Source organism: Micromonospora tulbaghiae, assembly GCF_900091605.1.
Taxonomy (GTDB): Bacteria; Actinomycetota; Actinomycetes; order Mycobacteriales; family Micromonosporaceae; genus Micromonospora; species Micromonospora tulbaghiae.
Genome location: NZ_FMCQ01000008.1, coordinates 219506 through 235926, shown reverse-complemented (window position 1 = coordinate 235926; position 16421 = coordinate 219506). Strand labels below are relative to the sequence as shown.

Here is a 16421-nt window from a genome sequence, read left to right as displayed (position 1 = left end):
GGGCCCGGTGCCCGTACCCTTGGGGCGTGTCCGCCGTGGATCTCGTCCTTCTTCTGCTCATGCTCGTGTTCGCGATCAGCGGATACCGTCAGGGCTTCGTCATCGGGGCCCTGTCGTTCTCCGGCTTCTTCCTGGGCGCGCTGCTCGGCCTCCAGGTCGGGCCGCTGATCGCGCAGCAGTTCACGACGAGCGGCACGCGCGTGCTGATCTCCCTGGTGGCGATCTTCGGGCTCGCGGTGCTGGGGCAGGCGCTGGCCGGCTGGCTCGGCTCCAATCTCCGGGCCGCCATCACCGGGCCGGCCGGGCGGAAGATCGACGACGTCGGCGGCGCGTTCATCTCGGTCGTCGCGGTGATGCTCGTGGCGTGGCTGGTCGCCGTGCCGCTCGGCTCCTCCTCGGTGCCGTGGCTGGCCTCCTCGGTGCGCAACAGCGCGCTGCTCACCGTCGTCGACCAGGTGCTGCCGGACAGGGCGCAGGACCTGTCCACGGCACTGCGCGACACGGTCGACACAAACGGCTTCCCGGACGTGTTCGGCGACCTCGCGCCGACCCGGGCCCGGCAGGTCGCGCCGCCCGACCCGGCGCTGGCCAACTCCCAGGTGGTGCAGAACAGCAGGCGGTCGGTGGTGAAGGTGCTCGGCTCCGCGCCGAGCTGCTCGCGGCGCATCGAGGGCTCCGGCTTCGTGTACGCCGACGACCGGGTGATGACCAACGCGCACGTGGTGGCCGGCACCCGCTCGGTGGCCGTGGAACTGCGCGGCGAGCGGTACGACGGCGAGGTGGTGGTCTACGACCCGGACCGGGATCTCGCGGTGCTCTACGTACCCGGGCTGCCCGGACCGTCGCTGCGCTTCGCCGCCGGTCCGGCCGCGACCGGCGCGGACGCGATCGTGCTCGGGTTCCCGCTCGACGGCCCGTACGACGCCCGCCCGGCCCGGATCCGGGACGTCGACCGGATCACCGGCCCGGACATCTACTCGACCGGCGACGTCAACCGGGAGATCTACACGATCCGGGCGCTGGTGCGCAGCGGCAACTCCGGCGGCCCGCTGGTCTCCTCGAACGGCCTGGTGCTCGGCGTGATCTTCGCGGCGGCGGCGGACGACCCGAACACCGGCTTCGCGGTGACCGCCGCCGAGGCGCGACCGGTGGCGCTCGCGGGCGCGGAGCGTACCCGGGGAGTGGCCACCGGCGACTGCACCTGAGCCGGCCGGCGGCGCTCAGCCACCCGCCGGTGCTCGCGCCGGTGCCGCCTCGTCCCCGGAGCGGGACAGCGGCAGCCGGGCGCGACCCCAGGTGAGCGTGCGGTCGAGTACCGCCCGCGCCATGATCGCCACGCAGGCGCCGCCGTTGAGGAACGAGGCGACCACGTCGCTGGGGTGGTGCATGCCCCGGTACATCCGGGTGAGCGCCACGCCGATCGGCACCAGCACCAGCAGCGTCCACCAGCCGACCTTGGCCGGGGTGCTGCGTGCCCGCAGCGCCAGCAGCACCGCGAGACCGACGTAGAGCGCGGTCGCCGCCGAGGTGTGCCCGGACGGGAAGCTGGACGTGGGCGGGGAGGCGTCCATGTGCGCGACGGCCGGACGGTTCCGGTCGATGGCCATGGTGGTGGACAGGAAGATCAGCGCCTGCGCTGTCACCGCCGCGCATAGAAACAGCGGTTCCCGCCAGCGGTGCAGCACCAGCCGCAGCACCAGCGCCGCCAGTACCGTCACCACCACGATCATCTGGGTGCTGGCGAGCGTGCTGAACACCAGTGAGACGTCGTTCCAACCCGTCGTCCGGTCGCCGGCCAGCTCCCGGTTGACCGTGTCCTCCACGGTGAACGGCCAGGTGTGGGCCAGCACCCGGGTCACCAGCAGGCCCAGGCCCACCATCAGTGCGAAGAGCAGAGCCAGCGGCAGCAGGACACGCCGGGTGACTCGGATCACGACATCGGACATGAGCTCGCCTGTACCCCGGCGGAGGTCCGGCTACGCCCGGCCGCCCTCCGGCCGCTGGTCGGCCAGCTCCGGCTCGACCCCCTCCCGGAGCGGGTGGGCGGACGGCCGCCCGGATCCGCTGCGCCAGGTGGCGAACGCGGCCGAGGTCGCGGCCACCACCGCCACCCCGAGCACCCAGCCGCCCACCACGTCGCTGGTCCAGTGCACGCCGAGCGCGATCCGGCTGAGCCCGGTCACCACAGTGACCAGCAGGGCGGCGGTCCACAGCGCGGCCCGGCCCCGGCGGCTGTCCCGCACGAACGGCAGGAACACCAGCAGCAGCACGCCCGCCGCCAGCGTCGCGTTGAGCGCGTGACCGGACGGGAAGGAGTAGCCGGCGGCGCGGGCCACCGGATCCAGCAGATCCGGCCGGTCCCGGCCGACGAGCAGCTTGAGCAGCGCGCCGAGCAGCCCGCCGGCGACCATGGTGACCGCCACCCAGACCGCGAGCCGGGGCGCGCCGCGCCGGACCAGCCACACCACCACCACGACCGCGGCCACCCGCAGCGGGCCGGGCCCGAACACGTGCGTCCAGACCGTCATCACAGCGGCCCAGGCGGGATGGTCCTGCGCGTACCCGTGGAACGCGTCGGTGATCGAGGCGTCCAGCCGCAGCAGCGGCGGCCAGGCGCCGAGCACCAGCAGCGCGAGCAGGGCGAACGGCACCAGCACCAGGAACGCCGCGAGCACGGTCAGGCTGAGCCGCAGGCCCAGCGAGTGCTCGGGGTCGAGGCGGCGACTCCGCCACGACCGGTGCGTGACCGTCGCCCCGGTGGTCTCCATGGGGCTTCCCCTACCCACCCAGGGGCGGGATCAGACCGGTTCAGCGACGGGTCTGCCGGAACCGGCGAACCATCAACGCGGTGCCGGTGACGAGCGCGACGAACAGGGCCAGTCCGGTCCAGAGCCGCTCCGGCGCGGAGACGTCCGTCTGGCCCGCCGGCCGGGCGTTCCAGGCCTCCGCCGTACGCCCGAGCGGGTCGCCACCCCGGCCCGCCGCGGCGGCCCGGGAGTCCCGCCCGTCGCCGGGCGCCGGACCGAAGCCCACCACGCCGGGGGAGGCGTTGTCGTCGAGCGGGTTGTGACCCACCGACGGCACGTCGGCGGTGAGCGCGGCCACCGGGTCGACCAGGCCGTAGCCGAACCGGTCGTCCCGGCCGGTCGGGCCGAGATCCCGGGCGGTGGCGATCAGCCGGTTGACCACGTCCCCGGCCGACATCTTCGGATAACGCGCGCGGACCAGGGCAGCGGTCGCGGCGACGAGCGGTGCGGCGAAGCTCGTCCCCTGCACCCGCCAGTAGCCCTCCGGCCGGGCGCCGTAGAGCCCGGTGGCCGGGGCGCTGAGCACCGTCTCGTGACCCGTGATCGAGCCGGACCAGAGGTTCTCGCTGGTCCGCTCCAGCCCGGCGACCGCGAGCACACCCGGCTCCCGGGCCGGGTACCAGACCTCGGTGGTCGTCGAGGTGGCCAGGTTGCCGGTGCAGGCGACCACCACCACGTCCCGGGCGAACGCGTAGTCCAGCGCCGCGGCCAGGGCCGGGTTGTCGCTGCTGCCGCCGAGCGACAGGTTGACCACCTGGGCACCGTTGTCGACGGCCCAGCGCACCGCCTTGGCGATGACCAGCGCGTCGTCGTAGCGGTTCTCGGCGTCGAGGACCCGGACCGGAAGGATCTTGGCGTCCGGCGCCAGCCCCACCACGCCCCGGTCGTCGTCGGCCCGCCCGGCGATCAGCCCGGCGACAGTGGTGCCGTGCCCCACCGGGTCCGGGCCGTCCGAGCCGTCCGGCGTCACCAGGTCCAGGCCGGGCAGCACCTGGCCGGCCAGGTCGGCGTGGGCGCCGTCCACACCGGAGTCGATCACCGCGACCACCACGCCACGCCCGGTCGAGGTGCGCCAGGCGGTCTTCGCCCGCAACTCCTCCAGCTGCCACTGCTCGTCGCGCACCTGGTCGGTGCGCAGCAGGCGGTCGGGGCTCACCCACGGCCGCGCCACTGTGGCCGGGGCGGCGGGTGCGGCATGGGCCGGCGGCGTCAGCGGACCGGCCACGGCGACCAGCGCCGACACGGCGGCGAGCAACGCGCGTCCGGCGAGACGCCGGGGCGGCCCACCGGGTGGTCCCTGCCGATCCCCTGTCACATTCCCCAGCCGTTCGGTCGCGTCAGACACATGCTGCACGGAGATTACCGGTTGTCCCGACCGTCACGGGGCAACTCCGCAAGGCGGATCACCCGGGCGGGAGATGCGCCAGTTGCACCAGGCGCACCCCCTCCCGGCGGGTGACCAGACGCGCCCGCCCCGGGGGCAGCGGCCCCGCCTTGACCTGACCGACGAGCGCACCCTCCTCCGGCCCGCCCGACATCACCAGCCCGGCCGTGGACAGCTCGCGCAGCCGCTGCACGATCGGCTCGTACGCGGTCCGCCCGGCGCCGCCGGTACGCCGCGCCAGCACCAGGTGCAGCCCCACGTCCCGCGCGTGCGGCAGGTGTTCCTCCAGCGCCCGCAACGGGTTCGTCGGCCCGCCGGCCACCAGGTCGTAGTCGTCCACGAGCACGAACAGCTCCGGCCCCTTCCACCACGACCGGCTGCGCAGCTGCGCCGGGGTCACCTCCGGGCCCGGCTGCCGCCCGTGGAGATAGCCGGCCGCCGACTCGATCAGCTCGGCGGTGTGCGGCGCGGCGGTGCCGTACCCGATCAGGTGCGGGGTCTCGATCACGCCCATCAGGCTGCGCCGGTAGTCCACAAGCATCACCCGGGCCTGCTCCGGGGTGAACCGGTTGACGATCGAGGTGGCCAGCGCGCGCAGGAACGACGACTTGCCGCACTCGGCGTCGCCGAAGACCACGAAGTTCGGCTCGGTGGCGAAGTCCAGCACCACCTGGGACAGGTCCGCCTCGGCCACGCCGATCGGGAACGCCAGCCCGCTCGTCGCGTTCTGGTCCAGCTCGGCGTACGGCAGCACCGGCGGAAGCAACCGCACCCGGGGCGCGGACGGACCGGTCCACGCGCCGGCGACCGCCTTCACCAGATCGGCGGTCTCCGCGCCGAGCGCCTCCACACGGGGTTCGGCGGTGAGGAAGTGCAGTCCGCCCGCCGTGATGCCGCGTCCCGGACGCTCCTCCGGCACGGTGGCCGCCAGCGCCCGCTTGACCACCACCGAGTCGGCCGGGTCGCCGAGGCGCAACTCCAGCCGGGAGCCGAACAGGTCGCGGATCGCCGGCCGGAAGTCCGACCAGCGCAGGGCGCTCGCCACCACGTGCACCCCGTACGCCAGGCCCCGGGTGGCGAGTTCGGTGACCAGAGGTTCCAGGTCCTCGTACTCGCCGCGCAACGTGTTCCAGCCGTCCACCACCAGGAAGACGTCCCCGAACGGGTCCGGTGCGCCCGCCGCCCGCCGCCGTCGCCACGCGGCCATCGACTCCACACCGGCCTCGGCGAAACGCCGTTCCCGCTCGGCCAGCAGCCCGGCGACCTCGCCGACGGTACGGCGTACGGCGGTGCCGTCGGTCCGTCCGCTGACGCCGCCCACGTGCGGCAGGTCGCGCAGCGTGCCGAGCGTCCCGCTCCCGAAGTCGAGGCAGTAGACCTGCACCTCGGCCGGGGTGTGGGTGAGCGCGAGCGCGCAGACCAGCGTGCGCAAGAGACTGGACCGGCCGCTGCGGGTGGTGCCGACCACCGCGACGTGCCCGGCCGCGCCGTCCAGCGCCAGCCAGAGCAGGTCACGCCGCTGCTCGAACGGCTTGTCCACCACGGCCACCGGCACCTGGAGCGCCCCGTGCAGCTCCGGATTCGCCACGGTGAGCCCGCGTACCGGGTCGGCGCCGACCGGGCCGAGCAGCTCGTCCAGGGCGGGCGAGGCGTCCAGCGGCGGCAGCCACACCTGGTGCGCCGGCGGGCCCTGCCCGGCCAGCCGGTCCACGAGCAGGTCGAGGAGCGTCTCGCCGCCGTCGTCCTCGGCGGGCGGCGCGACGGGCTCGGGCGGCTCGGGCACCGGGACCAGGTGGGTGGAGAACGTGAGCACGCGTGCCTCACCGGTGCCGGACGCGCCCACCGCACCGCCGCGGCGGCGGACCGCGCCGGAGACGTACGCGGTCCTGAACCGGACCAGCGGGTCGGTGCCCGAGCGCAGGTAACCGTGCCCCGGGCTGCGCGGCAACTCGTACGCGTCCGGCACGCCCAGCACCGTCCGGGACTCCAGCGCCGAGAACGTCCGCAACCCGATCCGGTACGACAGGTGCGTGTCCAGCCCGCGCAGCCGCCCCTCCTCAAGGCGCTGGCTGGCGAGCAGCAGGTGCACGCCGAGCGACCGGCCCAGCCGCCCGATCTGCACGAACAGGTCGATGAAGTCGGGCTTGGCCGACAGCAGCTCGGAGAACTCGTCGCAGATCAGCAGCAGCGACGGCAGCGGGGCCAGCGGCGAGCCGGCCGCCCGGGCCCGCTCGTAGTCGCGCACGCTCGCGAAGTTGCCGGCCCGGCGCAGCAGCTCCTGCCGGCGCATCAGCTCCCCGTTGATCGCGTCGACCATGCGGTCCACCAGCGGCAGCGCGTCGGCCAGGTTGGTGATCACGGCTGCGGTGTGCGGCAGCCGCTCGAACGGCGCGAACGTGGCGCCGCCCTTGAAGTCGACGAGCACGAAGTTGAGCTGCTCCGAGCTGTGTGTGGCGGCCAGCCCGAGCACCAGCGTGCGCAGCAGCTCCGACTTGCCCGAGCCGGTCGCGCCGATCAGCAGGCCGTGCGGGCCCATGCCGTCCTGCGCCGACTCCTTCAGGTCGAGGTCGATCGCCCCGCCGTCGGCGCCCACCCCGATCGGCACCCGCAGCCGGTCCCGCGCGGCCCGGGGTGCCCAGCCCTGCTCGGCGGTGAAGCTCTCCGGGTCGCCCAGCCCGAGCAGCTCGGGCAGGCCCAGCTCGGCGCCGGGCGGCGCGTCCGGTCCGCGTACCGTGCCGGCGAGCCGTAGGGGCGCGAGCCGCCGGGCCACCGCCTCGGCGTCGGCGGGCGCCAGCGCGTCGGCGGCGCCCACCTCGGCGTGCCCCTCCGCGGAGTGCGAGTGCAGCCGGCCGTCGACCAGGTCGAGCAGGAGCGCGTACCGGTCGAGCAGCCGGGGCGGCGGGGTGTCCAGGTCGAGCACGGTGACCGCGTCGACGCCGCCGTCACCGGCCAGGTCGGTCGCGCCGGTCAGATCACCGCCGTCGAGCACCACCACGACATGCGGCCCGTCGGTCGCCGTGCCGTGCGGGCTGAACCGGGACCGGGCGCCGAGCACGTCGTCGAGCAGCCGTTCCAGGTCGGCGGCGGAACTGGTGACCAGCCGCACCGGGCCCAGCGCGTCGGTGCGCGCCGGATGGTGGGCGTGCGGCAGCCACTTCACCCACTCCCAGACCGTCCGGCGTTCCGGCCCGGCGCAGACCGCGATCAGCAGCTCGTCCGGCGCGTGGAAGACGGCGAGCTGGGTGAGCACCGCCCGGGCCAGCGCCTGCGTGGCGGGCGAGCCGGCACCGCGTACCGGGCCGGCCGGGCCGCGCACGAAGACCCGGGCGAAACTGCGCAGCGACAACGCCACCGGCAGGTCCGGCACCACCGAGTACGCGTCCAGGAAGCGCCGCAGCGCCCCGGCCGTCATCGGTTCCAGCTCCTCCAGCGGGCGGGTGACCGGCGGGACCAGCGGGGTGGCCAGCGTCTGCGGCCCCACACCGACCCGCACCACGGCGAAGTCCGGGTCACCCGGCCGGCGTTCCCAGACCCGGTGGCTGTCGACAGTCGACCAGAGCCGCCCCGGCTCGGGATGGCGGTAGGACAACCCGGCCCGCTGGGCCCCGGCGGTCTCCCGCACCCGGCGGCGCAGCGTGGCCAGGTGCCGCAGGTACTCCCGGCGGGCGGCCATCAGCTCGGACTTCTTCGGCCCGGCGCTGCCCCAGGTGGTCACCAGCATCGCCAGCGAGGAGAGGCCGAACATGCCGCCCACCACGTACGAGTACGCCCCGCCGCCGCGGCCGAACATCATCGCCATGGCCACCGTCCCGCCGAGCATCGGCAACACCATCAGCGCCTGCTGCCAGCGCCCACCGGCCGCCGCGGGGATCTCCGGCGGCGCCTCGACGGGCAGCTCACCGACCGGGATCTCCGGGGCCGGGCGGCGTGGCGGCCGCTTGATGACGACAGTGGACACTCAACCCTCCCGAAAGTGGCTCTGGGTAACCCGAGCCTGGCTCATCGTAGGTAAAGTCCTCTCGTCCGTCAGCCCACTGTTCCCGCTCGATATGGAGATACCTCGATGACAAGCGGGCTCGCCCGGGTCACCATCAGCGCGCCCAGGCGGCGGGTCGACGTGGCCCTGCCGGAACAGGTGCCCCTGGCCGAGCTGCTGCCCGAGGTGCTCCGGCACGCCGGTGAGGGACTGGCCGACGACGGGGAACGGCACGGCGGATGGGTGCTGCGCCGGACCGACGGCGCGGTGCTCGTCACCGCCCAGGCGCTGCTGCCGCAGGGCGTCCGCGACGGCGAGGTGCTGCACCTCGTGCCGGCCCGCGCCCAGTGGCCCGAGCTGGAGTACGACGACGTGGTCGAGGCGATCGTGGACGGCGCCCGGCGCCGGGGCGCCGCCTGGTCCGGCCACGCCACCCGGGCCGCCGCGCTGGCCGGCGCCGCCGTACCCCTGGCCGTCGGGCTGGTCGCCGTGGCCGCCGCCGGGCCGGGCGCGCGCGGCTGGCCGGTCGCCGCGGCGGTCGCCCTGATCCTGGTGCTCACCGCCACCGCGGCGTCCCGGGCGTACGGGGACGGCCCGGTCGGCGCAACGCTCGGCGGGTACGCGCTGCCCTGGGCCGCCGTGACCGGGGCGCTGGCTGTCGCCTCCGGCGATCCGGTCGGCCCGATCCCCGGCCTGCGCTGGGTGGGTGCCCCCGAACTGCTCGTCGGCTCGGTGGCGCTGCTGCTGGCGGCGGTGCTCGGCCTGCTCGGCGTGGCCAGCCGGTCCCGCGTCTTCGTGGCCGGAGTGACGGTCGGCGTGGCAGGCGTGGCAGCAGCGCTCGGCGGGCTGCTGCTCGACCCGGACGGCACCGCCGCCGTCCTGCTCGCCGTGCTGGTGTTCGCGCTCGGCGGGCTGCCGCTGCTGGCGATCCGGGTCGGCAAGCTGCCGCTGCCGCCGCTCACCCTGCCCAGCCCGGCCGGCACCCGGGACCTGCCGGACCGCGGCCGGGTGCACGCGGCTGTCGCCCGCGCCGAGGAGGTGCTCACCGGGATGCTGCTCGGCCACGCGGTGCTGGCCGTCGGCGCGGTCGCGGTGCTCGTCTCCGTCGGCCGGCCCGCCGGACTGCTGCTCGCCGCCGTCGCCTGCGGGGTGCTGCTGCTGCGCTCCCGCCTGTTCGTGGCGGTACGGCACCGGGTGCCCGCGGTCGTCGCCGGGCTGGCCGGGTTCGCGCTGCTCGGCGTGGTGCTGGCCGACCGGGCCGGTCCGGGTGGCCGGCTCGCGCTGACGGTGGGCGGGCTGGCCCTGGCCCTGACGGCGGTCACCGCCGGCGCCACGTACGCCCGGCGCCCGGTCTCCCCGTACCTCGGCCGGCTGGCCGACCTGACCGACACCGCGCTCGTGGTCGCGGTCGTGCCGGTGGCCTGCGCGGTGCTCGGCCTCTACGAACGGGCCCGCGACCTGCTCGCATGAACACGCGGAGGCCCGGGTCGCGAAGCACGACCCGGGCCTGCGGCAGGCGTGAGCGTCAGTGCAGCGTCTCGCCGCGCTCCTCGGCCTCCTTGGCGCGCCGGTACGAGGCGACGATCTCCGCCTCGGCCTCGACCCGGCCGACCCAGGTCGCGCCCTCGACCGACTTGCCCGGCTCCAGGTCCTTGTAGACCTCGAAGAAGTGCTGGATCTCCAGCCGGTCGAACTCGCCCAGGTGGTGGATGTCGCGCAGGTGCTCCTGACGGGGGTCCTCGTAGGGAACGCAGAGGACCTTGTCGTCGCCGCCCTTCTCGTCCGTCATCCGGAACATGCCGATGGTGCGGCAGCGGATCAGGCAGCCCGGGAACGTCGGCTCCGGCACCAGCACCAGCGCGTCCAGCGGGTCGCCGTCCTCGCCCAGGGTGCCCTCGATGAACCCGTAGTCGGCCGGGTACTGCGTGGAGGTGAAGAGGGTGCGGTCCAGCCGGATGCGGCCGGTCGCGTGGTCTACCTCGTACTTGTTGCGGTGACCCTTCGGGATCTCAACCGTGACGTCGAAATCCATCTTCCACGCTCCCTCGTTTGCCCACGCTGGCTAACGGAAACCAGCGGCTCACCCCCGGCGCGGGGTGAACGCCCCCCGTCGGCTCCGGCCGCCGCATAGTGTTCGGACCGAAGTAGTGTCGCCCAAGGCGATTTCGAGCGGGGAGGAGGGGGCCGTGGGGAGGGAAGATTCACACTACCGCCCCGAGAGGGTTGACGGGCGCGGGTCCGCCGGTTCCGGCCCCGGCGGGGCCACCGGGCGGGTGTCCGTCCCGGGGGCGAACGTCCCTCATCGTCCGGCTCCGGCCACCGGGTCCGCCCGCGTCGGCCCGCCGCACCACGGCTCCGGCCCGGCGAGCGGCTCGGCCCGCGTCGGGCCGCCGCACGAGCCGACGGCTGCGCTGAACCGGCCCGGCGCGCCGGATCCGATCCCGGTCAGCCCGCCGGTCCCGCCGGCCGGCGCCGCGCCGCCCGTACCCTCCGGGCCGCCCCCGGCTCGGCCGCGACGTCGCATGCGGCTCGTCGCGGCGCTCGCCTCCGTGCTCGTGCTGGCCCTGGCGGTGGCCGGGCTCGCGGTGCTGCGCCCCGGCCCGGTCGCCGGGTGGCTGGGCGACGACGACAGCACGGGTACGGCGGTCGCCGCGCCGCCCGAGCCCTCCCCGCAGGCCGTGCTTGCCGGGCCGGACGGCAACGCCCCGCTGCCCACCGGGGCCGGCATCCGCTCCGCCCTGGACCCGCTGGTCCGGGCCGCCGCGCTCGGCGACCGGGTGCATGTGTCGGTGGCCGACGTGAGCACGGGCCAGGCGCTCTACGGCAGCGGCCAGGACACCCCCACCGTGCCCGCCTCGGTGACCAAGCTGGCGACCGGCGTGGCGGTGCTCGCGGCGCGCGGCCCGGCCTACCGGATCCCGACCCGCGCGGTGGCCGGTGCGAACCCGGGCGAGGTGGTCCTGGTCGGCGGCGGCGACCCCACGCTCGCCGTGGACAAGAACGGCTTCTACCCCGGCGCGGCCCGGCTGGACGACCTCGCCGCCCAGGTGCGCGACGCGCTCGGCGGCACCGCCCCGACCAAGGTGATCGTCGACTCGTCGCTGTTCAGCGGCCCGGTCTTCGAGCCCGGCTGGGATGCCGACATCCCCACCGGCGGCTTCGGCGCGGCGATCACCGCGTTGATGACCGACGGCGCCCGGAAGAACGCGGCGGAGGCGCGGCGCACCGCCGAGCAGACCAATCACGCCGCCGAGCGGGTGCCGCAGCCCGACCTGACCGCCGGCCGGCAGTTCGCCAAGCTGCTCGGCCTGACCGGCGGTGCCGCCCAGGTGAGCCGGGGCACCGCGCCGGCCGCGTCCGGCGCCACGGGTACGGCCCCCGGCGCCGAACTCGGCACTGTCGAGTCCCTGCCGATGATCCGGCTGGTCGACATCATGATCAGCGACAGCGACAACGTGATCGCCGAGGCGATGGCCCGCCAGGTGGCGCTCGCCAAGGGCAAGCCCGGCTCGTTCGTCGGCGGCGCGGCCGCCACCGACCAGGTGCTCGGCGAACTGGGCCTGCCCGCCGGCGAGATCAGCCTGGCCGACGGCAGCGGGCTGTCCCGCACCAACCGGATCAGCCCTTCGCTGCTCACCGACCTGATCACGCTCGCCGGCAACGGCAGCCACCCCGAACTCGCGGCGATCTTCGGCGGCCTGCCGGTCGGCGGCTGGTCCGGCACGCTCGACGAGCGCTACCGGGCGGCGGCGACAAGCGCCGGCGCGGGCGTCGTCCGGGCCAAGACCGGCACGTTGAGCGGCGTCAACGCGATCGCCGGCACGGTGACCACAGCCGACGGCCGGCTGCTCACCTTCGCCGTGCTCACCGACCGGACCCAGGGCTCGCTGGACGAGACCCGGGCGGCCCTGGACCGGATCACCTCCGCGCTCGCCGGGTGCGGCTGCCGCTGACCGACGGGCGTCGATCGGCGGGCGCGAGCCCGGGTGGGGGTGTTCCGGCGCGGGTACGGTGGGTTCATGGCGCAGTTCGTGGACTGGGATCTGGCCGCCGCTACCGCGGGGGCGCTGAGCAAGTCGGGCCCCCGGGTGTCGTACGCCGAGGCCACCGACGTGGTCGGCGACCTGCGCCGGCTGACCGACGAGGCAGCCGGTCACGTCGCCGACTACACCGGCCTGCGGGCGCAGGTCGCACACCCGCCGGTACGCGTGGTCGACCGCCGGGACTGGGCGGCGGCCAACATCGCCGGCCTGCGTGAGGTGGTCTCGCCGCTTGTCGAGCGCCTCTCCGGCGACAAGCGGCCCGGTGCCCTCACCGAGGCGATCGGCTCCCGGGTGACCGGTGTGCAGGCCGGCACCGTGCTGGCGTACCTCTCCGGCCGCGTGCTCGGCCAGTACGAGGTCTTCGCCGGCGACCCCGGCCAACTGCTGCTGGTGGCGCCGAACATCCTCGAGGTCGAACGGAAGCTCGGCGCCGACTCGCGCGACTTCCGGCTCTGGGTGTGCCTGCACGAGGTCACCCACCGCACCCAGTTCACCGCCGTGCCGTGGATGCGCGCGTACTTCCTCGGCGAGGTGCAGGCGTTCGTGGACGCCTCCCAGGGCGGCGAGCACCTGCTGGAGCGGCTGCGCCGCGGCGTGGCCACGCTCTCCGACGCGGTGAAGGACCCGGAGAGCCGGGCCAGCGTGCTGGACATCGTGCAGACCCCGGCCCAGCGTGCGGTGCTGGACCGGCTGACCGCGCTGATGACGCTGCTGGAGGGCCACGCCGAGTTTGTGATGGACGGCGTGGGCCCGCAGGTCATCCCCAGCGTCGAATCGATCCGGGCGGCGTTCAACCGGCGCCGCGAGTCCGGCAACCCGCTGGAGAAGGCGATCCGGCGGCTGCTCGGCATCGAGGTCAAGATGCGCCAGTACGCCGAGGGCCGCAAGTTCGTGCACGGCGTGGTCGACCGGGTGGGGATGGCGGGCTTCAACAAGATCTTCTCGTCCCCGCTGACGCTGCCCCGCCTGGACGAGCTGGGCGACCCGGACGCCTGGGTGTCCCGCGTACACGGGCCCGCCGGTGCCACCCCGCCCGTCGGCTGATCCGCCCGGCTCGGCTGGTTCGGCTGGCTCGGCAGCTCCGGTCGGCCCGGCCGGTTCCGGCGGCTGGGCTGATTCCGGCACCCGGTCGCGCCGCTCTCCGTCGCCCGATCCCGCCGTCGCCGCCGTCCGGCTCGCCGTCCGCCGGGTGCTGACCGGCCTGCCGGGCACCGGCCCGGTGCTGGTGGGCTGCTCCGGCGGGGCCGACTCGCTCGCGCTCGCCGCCGCCACCGCGTTCGTGGCCCCCCGGCTCGGACGCCCGGCCGGCCTGGTGACCGTCGACCACGGCCTGCAGGCCGGGTCCGCCGGACGGGCCGAGGCGGTCGCCGGCTGGGCCCGCGCCCAAGGGCTCGACCCGGTCGAGGTGCTTCCGGTACGGGTGGACGGCCGGCCCGGTGGCCCGGAGGCGGCCGCCCGCGAGGCCCGGTACGAGGCGCTGATTGCCGCCGCCAACCGGTACGACGCAGCCGGGGTGCTGCTCGGGCACACGCGCGACGACCAGGCCGAGACCGTCCTGCTGGCGCTGGCCCGGGGCGCCGGACCGCGCGGGCTGTCCGGGATGCCGGAGCGGCGCGACGTCGACGGGGTGCCCCTGTTGCGGCCGCTGCTCGACGTTCCGCGCGCCGACACCCGGGCTGCCTGCGCCGCGCTCGGACTCGATCCGTGGGCGGACCCGCACAACGCCGATCCCGCGTACGCCCGGGCGCGGGTCCGGGCCGACGCGCTGCCGGCACTCGTCGACGCGCTGGGGCCGGGGGTGGTGGCGAACCTCGCCCGCACCGCCGGGCTGCTCGCGGCCGACAACGCCGCGCTCGACGCGCTCGCCGACGCCGCGCTCGCGGAGGTCCGGATTGCTGACGGCGGGCTGTCCGTCGCCGGGCTCGGCGAGTTGCCTGCCGCCGTCCGTACCCGGGTGCTGCACACCTGGGCCCGCGAGCTGGGCGCCGCGCCGGCCGCGCTGTCCCACAGGCACGTGGCGGCACTGGACGCCCTGGTCACGGCGTGGCGCGGACAGGGCCCGGTGTACCTACCCGGCGGTCACCAGGTACGCCGCCACGCCGGCCACCTCCTGCCCTAGCTCGGCGCGGGCTGCCCCCCGCCCTCGCCCGGTGATCAAGGACTTTGGGTCACGTTCCGGCCCTCCCCAGACCCCAAACTCCTTGATCACCGCCGCTTGAGGGCGAGGTGGTGCCTGCCCGGGGGCGGGCGGGGGCGGGGGCGGCAGCCGGGGGTGGGGTGTCAGGTGGTTTGGCGGTCTCGGAAGGTGGTGCGGTAGGCCAGCGGGGTGGTGCCCACCCGGCGGGTGAAGTGGTGCCGCAGGGCCGCCGAGTCACCGAAGCCGGCCTGCTCGGCGACGCTCTCCACGCTCAGTGAGGTGTCCTCCAGCAGGTGCCGGGCCAGCAGCACCCGCTGGTTGGTCACCCAGTCGTGCGGGGTGGTGCCCGTCTCGGCGCGGAACCGGCGGGCGAACGTGCGCGGGGCCATCCCGGCGCGGGCCGCCAACTCGTCCACCGTCACCGAACGGCGCAGGTGCCCCATCAGCCATTCCAGCACCGGTTCCAGGGTGGGTGCCTCCGGCGCCTTGGGGATCGGTGCCTCGACGTACTGCGACTGGCCGCCGTCGCGGTGCGGCGGGACCACCATCCGGCGGGCCAGCCGGGTCGCCACCGCGGAGCCGTGCTCCTGGCGTACCAGATGCAGGCAGGCGTCGATGCCGGCGGCGGTGCCGGCGCTGGTGAGCAGCCGGTCGTCCTGGACGTAGAGCGAGTCGCACTGGACCCGGGCGGCCGGGAAGCGCTGCTGGAGTTCGTCGGTGTACCGCCAGTGGGTGGTGCAGTCGCGCCCGTCGAGCACGCCCGCCTCGCCGAGGACGAACGCGCCGGCGCAGACGCTGAGCAGCCAGGCGCCACGGTCGGCGGCGCGGCGCAGCGCGGCGAGCACCGGCTCCGGCGCCGGGGTGCCGTCGGCGTGCGCGGGTATCGCCACCAGGTCGGCGTCCTCGACCGGGCCCAGGTCGGCGGTGGGGGTGAGCAGGAACCCGGAGCGGCTACGGACCGCACCGCCGTCGGCGGTGCAGACGTCGAACCGGTACCCGGGGAAGCCGTCGGCGGTGCGGTCGGTGCCGAAGACCTCGGCGAGCACGCCGAGTTCGAACGCGGCGACCTGGTCCATGGCGATGACGGCGACCGAGCGAAGCATGTGACGAGGGTAACCCGACAGGTGGCAGTAAATCGATGCCCAATGACATTCCTGCCACTGTCCGGATCGGTCGGTGGCGCACAGAATCAATGGTGTCCGGTGCGCACCGGCGGCGAAAACAGTCTCAACCACACGAAAGCGAGCGCCGCCATGACCGTTCTGCTGTTCCTGCTCTTCCTGCTCCTTCTCGTCGGCGCCAGCGCCTTCGGGTTCACCACCGACACCCGCGACTCGGCCGACTGGAAGCCGAGCGATGACGGACAGCGCTGGCGCTCCCGTACCTGCTGAGGTGATTTATTCAGTTCGCGCCGAAAATCCCCGGCGGGACCGCGCCAAAAGGGGCGGCCCCGCCGACGGCGGCGCCGGGGCGTACGGCAGGCTAGGAGCATGGCTGACGGCTCCTGGTACGACGCCGACATCGACCACGTGATCATCTCGGAGGCGCAGATCCGCGACAAGACCGCGGAGCTGGCCAAGCAGGTCTCGGCGGACTACGCCCACGTCGAGGACGGCCTGCTGCTCGTGTGTGTGCTCAAGGGAGCGGTCATGTTCATGGCCGACTTCGCCCGCGCGCTGGGCCGCCAGGGTCCGCCCGCCGAGCTGGAGTTCATGGCCGTCTCGTCCTACGGCCAGGGCACCACCTCGTCCGGCGTGGTCCGCATCCTCAAGGACCTGGACCGGGACATCGCCGGCCGGCACGTGGTGGTGGTCGAGGACATCGTCGACTCCGGCCTGACGCTGTCCTGGCTGCTGCGCTACCTGGAGTCGCGCTCCGCGGCGAGCGTCGAGGTGGTCGCGCTCTTCCGCAAGCCGGACGCGGTCAAGGTGCAGGTCCCGGTCAAGTACGTCGGGTTCGACATCCCGACCGAGTTCGTCGTGGGCTACGGGCTCGACTTCGGCGAGCGGTACCGCGAGGTGCCCTACGTCGGGGTGCTCAAGCCCGAGGTGTACGCGCGGGCCTGAGGATTCGC

At 74.9% G+C, this 16421-nt stretch carries 13 protein-coding genes; 7 read left to right on the top strand and 6 right to left on the bottom strand.

Annotated elements, in window-relative coordinates; translation table 11 throughout:
* Nucleotides 1–26: 26 nt before the first annotated feature.
* Nucleotides 27–1205 carry a MarP family serine protease gene (locus tag GA0070562_RS22900; protein WP_091425775.1) on the top strand — a complete coding sequence of 393 codons (1179 nt, stop codon included), beginning with the start codon at nucleotides 27–29 and terminating at the stop codon, nucleotides 1203–1205.
* Between the two features lie 15 nt (nucleotides 1206–1220).
* On the opposite strand, the gene GA0070562_RS22895 is transcribed toward GA0070562_RS22900, so the two are convergent.
* The 4 genes from GA0070562_RS22895 to eccCa all read right to left on the bottom strand — a co-directional run bounded on the left by GA0070562_RS22895 (nucleotide 1221) and on the right by eccCa (nucleotide 8149).
* Entirely contained in the window at nucleotides 1221–1946 is a 726-nt protein-coding gene (locus tag GA0070562_RS22895) for a phosphatase PAP2 family protein (protein WP_091425773.1), read from the bottom strand.
* A gap of 30 nt (nucleotides 1947–1976) precedes the next feature.
* Nucleotides 1977–2768, bottom strand: a complete 792-nt coding sequence (locus GA0070562_RS22890; protein WP_091425770.1) for a phosphatase PAP2 family protein — start codon at nucleotides 2766–2768, stop codon at nucleotides 1977–1979.
* A gap of 40 nt (nucleotides 2769–2808) precedes the next feature.
* Nucleotides 2809–4122 (bottom strand): type VII secretion-associated serine protease mycosin, encoded by a 1314-nt coding sequence (gene mycP, locus GA0070562_RS22885; RefSeq protein ID WP_175438840.1) that lies wholly within the window; start codon nucleotides 4120–4122, stop codon nucleotides 2809–2811.
* Between the two features lie 88 nt (nucleotides 4123–4210).
* Complete coding sequence (gene eccCa / locus GA0070562_RS22880) at nucleotides 4211–8149, bottom strand: type VII secretion protein EccCa (RefSeq protein ID WP_091425767.1); 3939 nt, start codon at nucleotides 8147–8149, stop codon at nucleotides 4211–4213.
* 105 nt (nucleotides 8150–8254) lie between these two features.
* On the opposite strand from eccCa, the gene eccD reads away from it, so the two are divergent.
* Nucleotides 8255–9637 (top strand): type VII secretion integral membrane protein EccD, encoded by a 1383-nt coding sequence (eccD, locus tag GA0070562_RS22875; RefSeq protein WP_091425763.1) that lies wholly within the window; start codon nucleotides 8255–8257, stop codon nucleotides 9635–9637.
* A gap of 55 nt (nucleotides 9638–9692) precedes the next feature.
* Here the strand turns inward: eccD and GA0070562_RS22870 are convergent, their stop codons facing one another.
* Nucleotides 9693–10199 carry an inorganic diphosphatase gene (locus tag GA0070562_RS22870; RefSeq protein ID WP_091425759.1) on the bottom strand — a complete coding sequence of 169 codons (507 nt, stop codon included), beginning with the start codon at nucleotides 10197–10199 and terminating at the stop codon, nucleotides 9693–9695.
* Between the two features lie 490 nt (nucleotides 10200–10689).
* Here GA0070562_RS22870 and dacB point away from each other — a divergent pair, with 490 nt between their 5' ends.
* The 3 genes from dacB (at nucleotide 10690) to tilS (ending at nucleotide 14329) form a co-directional block, all read left to right on the top strand.
* Nucleotides 10690–12120 (top strand): D-alanyl-D-alanine carboxypeptidase/D-alanyl-D-alanine endopeptidase, encoded by a 1431-nt coding sequence (gene dacB / locus GA0070562_RS22865; protein ID WP_175438839.1) that lies wholly within the window; start codon nucleotides 10690–10692, stop codon nucleotides 12118–12120.
* 66 nt (nucleotides 12121–12186) lie between these two features.
* Nucleotides 12187–13254 carry a zinc-dependent metalloprotease gene (locus GA0070562_RS22860; protein ID WP_091426057.1) on the top strand — a complete coding sequence of 356 codons (1068 nt, stop codon included), beginning with the start codon at nucleotides 12187–12189 and terminating at the stop codon, nucleotides 13252–13254.
* Nucleotides 13255–13399: 145 nt separating this feature from the next.
* Entirely contained in the window at nucleotides 13400–14329 is a 930-nt protein-coding gene (gene tilS, locus GA0070562_RS22855) for a tRNA lysidine(34) synthetase TilS (RefSeq protein WP_091425753.1), read from the top strand.
* A 161-nt stretch (nucleotides 14330–14490) separates the two neighbouring features.
* Here the strand turns inward: tilS and GA0070562_RS22850 are convergent, their stop codons facing one another.
* Nucleotides 14491–15450, bottom strand: coding sequence for a GlxA family transcriptional regulator (locus tag GA0070562_RS22850; protein WP_091425751.1), 960 nt, complete (start codon nucleotides 15448–15450; stop codon nucleotides 14491–14493).
* 150 nt (nucleotides 15451–15600) lie between these two features.
* Between GA0070562_RS22850 and GA0070562_RS30365 the strand changes: the two genes are divergently transcribed.
* Both GA0070562_RS30365 and hpt read left to right on the top strand, forming a co-directional pair.
* Nucleotides 15601–15738, top strand: a complete 138-nt coding sequence (locus GA0070562_RS30365) for a hypothetical protein (RefSeq protein WP_175438838.1) — start codon at nucleotides 15601–15603, stop codon at nucleotides 15736–15738.
* Nucleotides 15739–15837: 99 nt separating this feature from the next.
* Entirely contained in the window at nucleotides 15838–16413 is a 576-nt protein-coding gene (gene hpt, locus GA0070562_RS22845) for a hypoxanthine phosphoribosyltransferase (protein WP_013288988.1), read from the top strand.
* The last annotated feature ends 8 nt before the right edge of the window (nucleotides 16414–16421 follow it).

What these genes read in the sequence shown, in the direction of transcription:
- hpt (WP_013288988.1), top strand. Translation starts at nt 15,838, where the DNA reads ATGGCTGACGGCTCCTGGTACGACGCCGACATCGACCACGTGATCATC.
- GA0070562_RS30365 (WP_175438838.1), top strand. Translation starts at nt 15,601, where the DNA reads ATGACCGTTCTGCTGTTCCTGCTCTTCCTGCTCCTTCTCGTCGGCGCC.
- dacB (WP_175438839.1), top strand. Translation starts at nt 10,690, where the DNA reads ATGCGGCTCGTCGCGGCGCTCGCCTCCGTGCTCGTGCTGGCCCTGGCG.
- GA0070562_RS22895 (WP_091425773.1), bottom strand. Translation starts at nt 1,946, where the DNA reads ATGTCCGATGTCGTGATCCGAGTCACCCGGCGTGTCCTGCTGCCGCTG.
- GA0070562_RS22870 (WP_091425759.1), bottom strand. Translation starts at nt 10,199, where the DNA reads ATGGATTTCGACGTCACGGTTGAGATCCCGAAGGGTCACCGCAACAAG.
- GA0070562_RS22860 (WP_091426057.1), top strand. Translation starts at nt 12,187, where the DNA reads ATGGCGCAGTTCGTGGACTGGGATCTGGCCGCCGCTACCGCGGGGGCG.
- GA0070562_RS22890 (WP_091425770.1), bottom strand. Translation starts at nt 2,768, where the DNA reads ATGGAGACCACCGGGGCGACGGTCACGCACCGGTCGTGGCGGAGTCGC.
- eccD (WP_091425763.1), top strand. Translation starts at nt 8,255, where the DNA reads ATGACAAGCGGGCTCGCCCGGGTCACCATCAGCGCGCCCAGGCGGCGG.
- GA0070562_RS22850 (WP_091425751.1), bottom strand. Translation starts at nt 15,450, where the DNA reads ATGCTTCGCTCGGTCGCCGTCATCGCCATGGACCAGGTCGCCGCGTTC.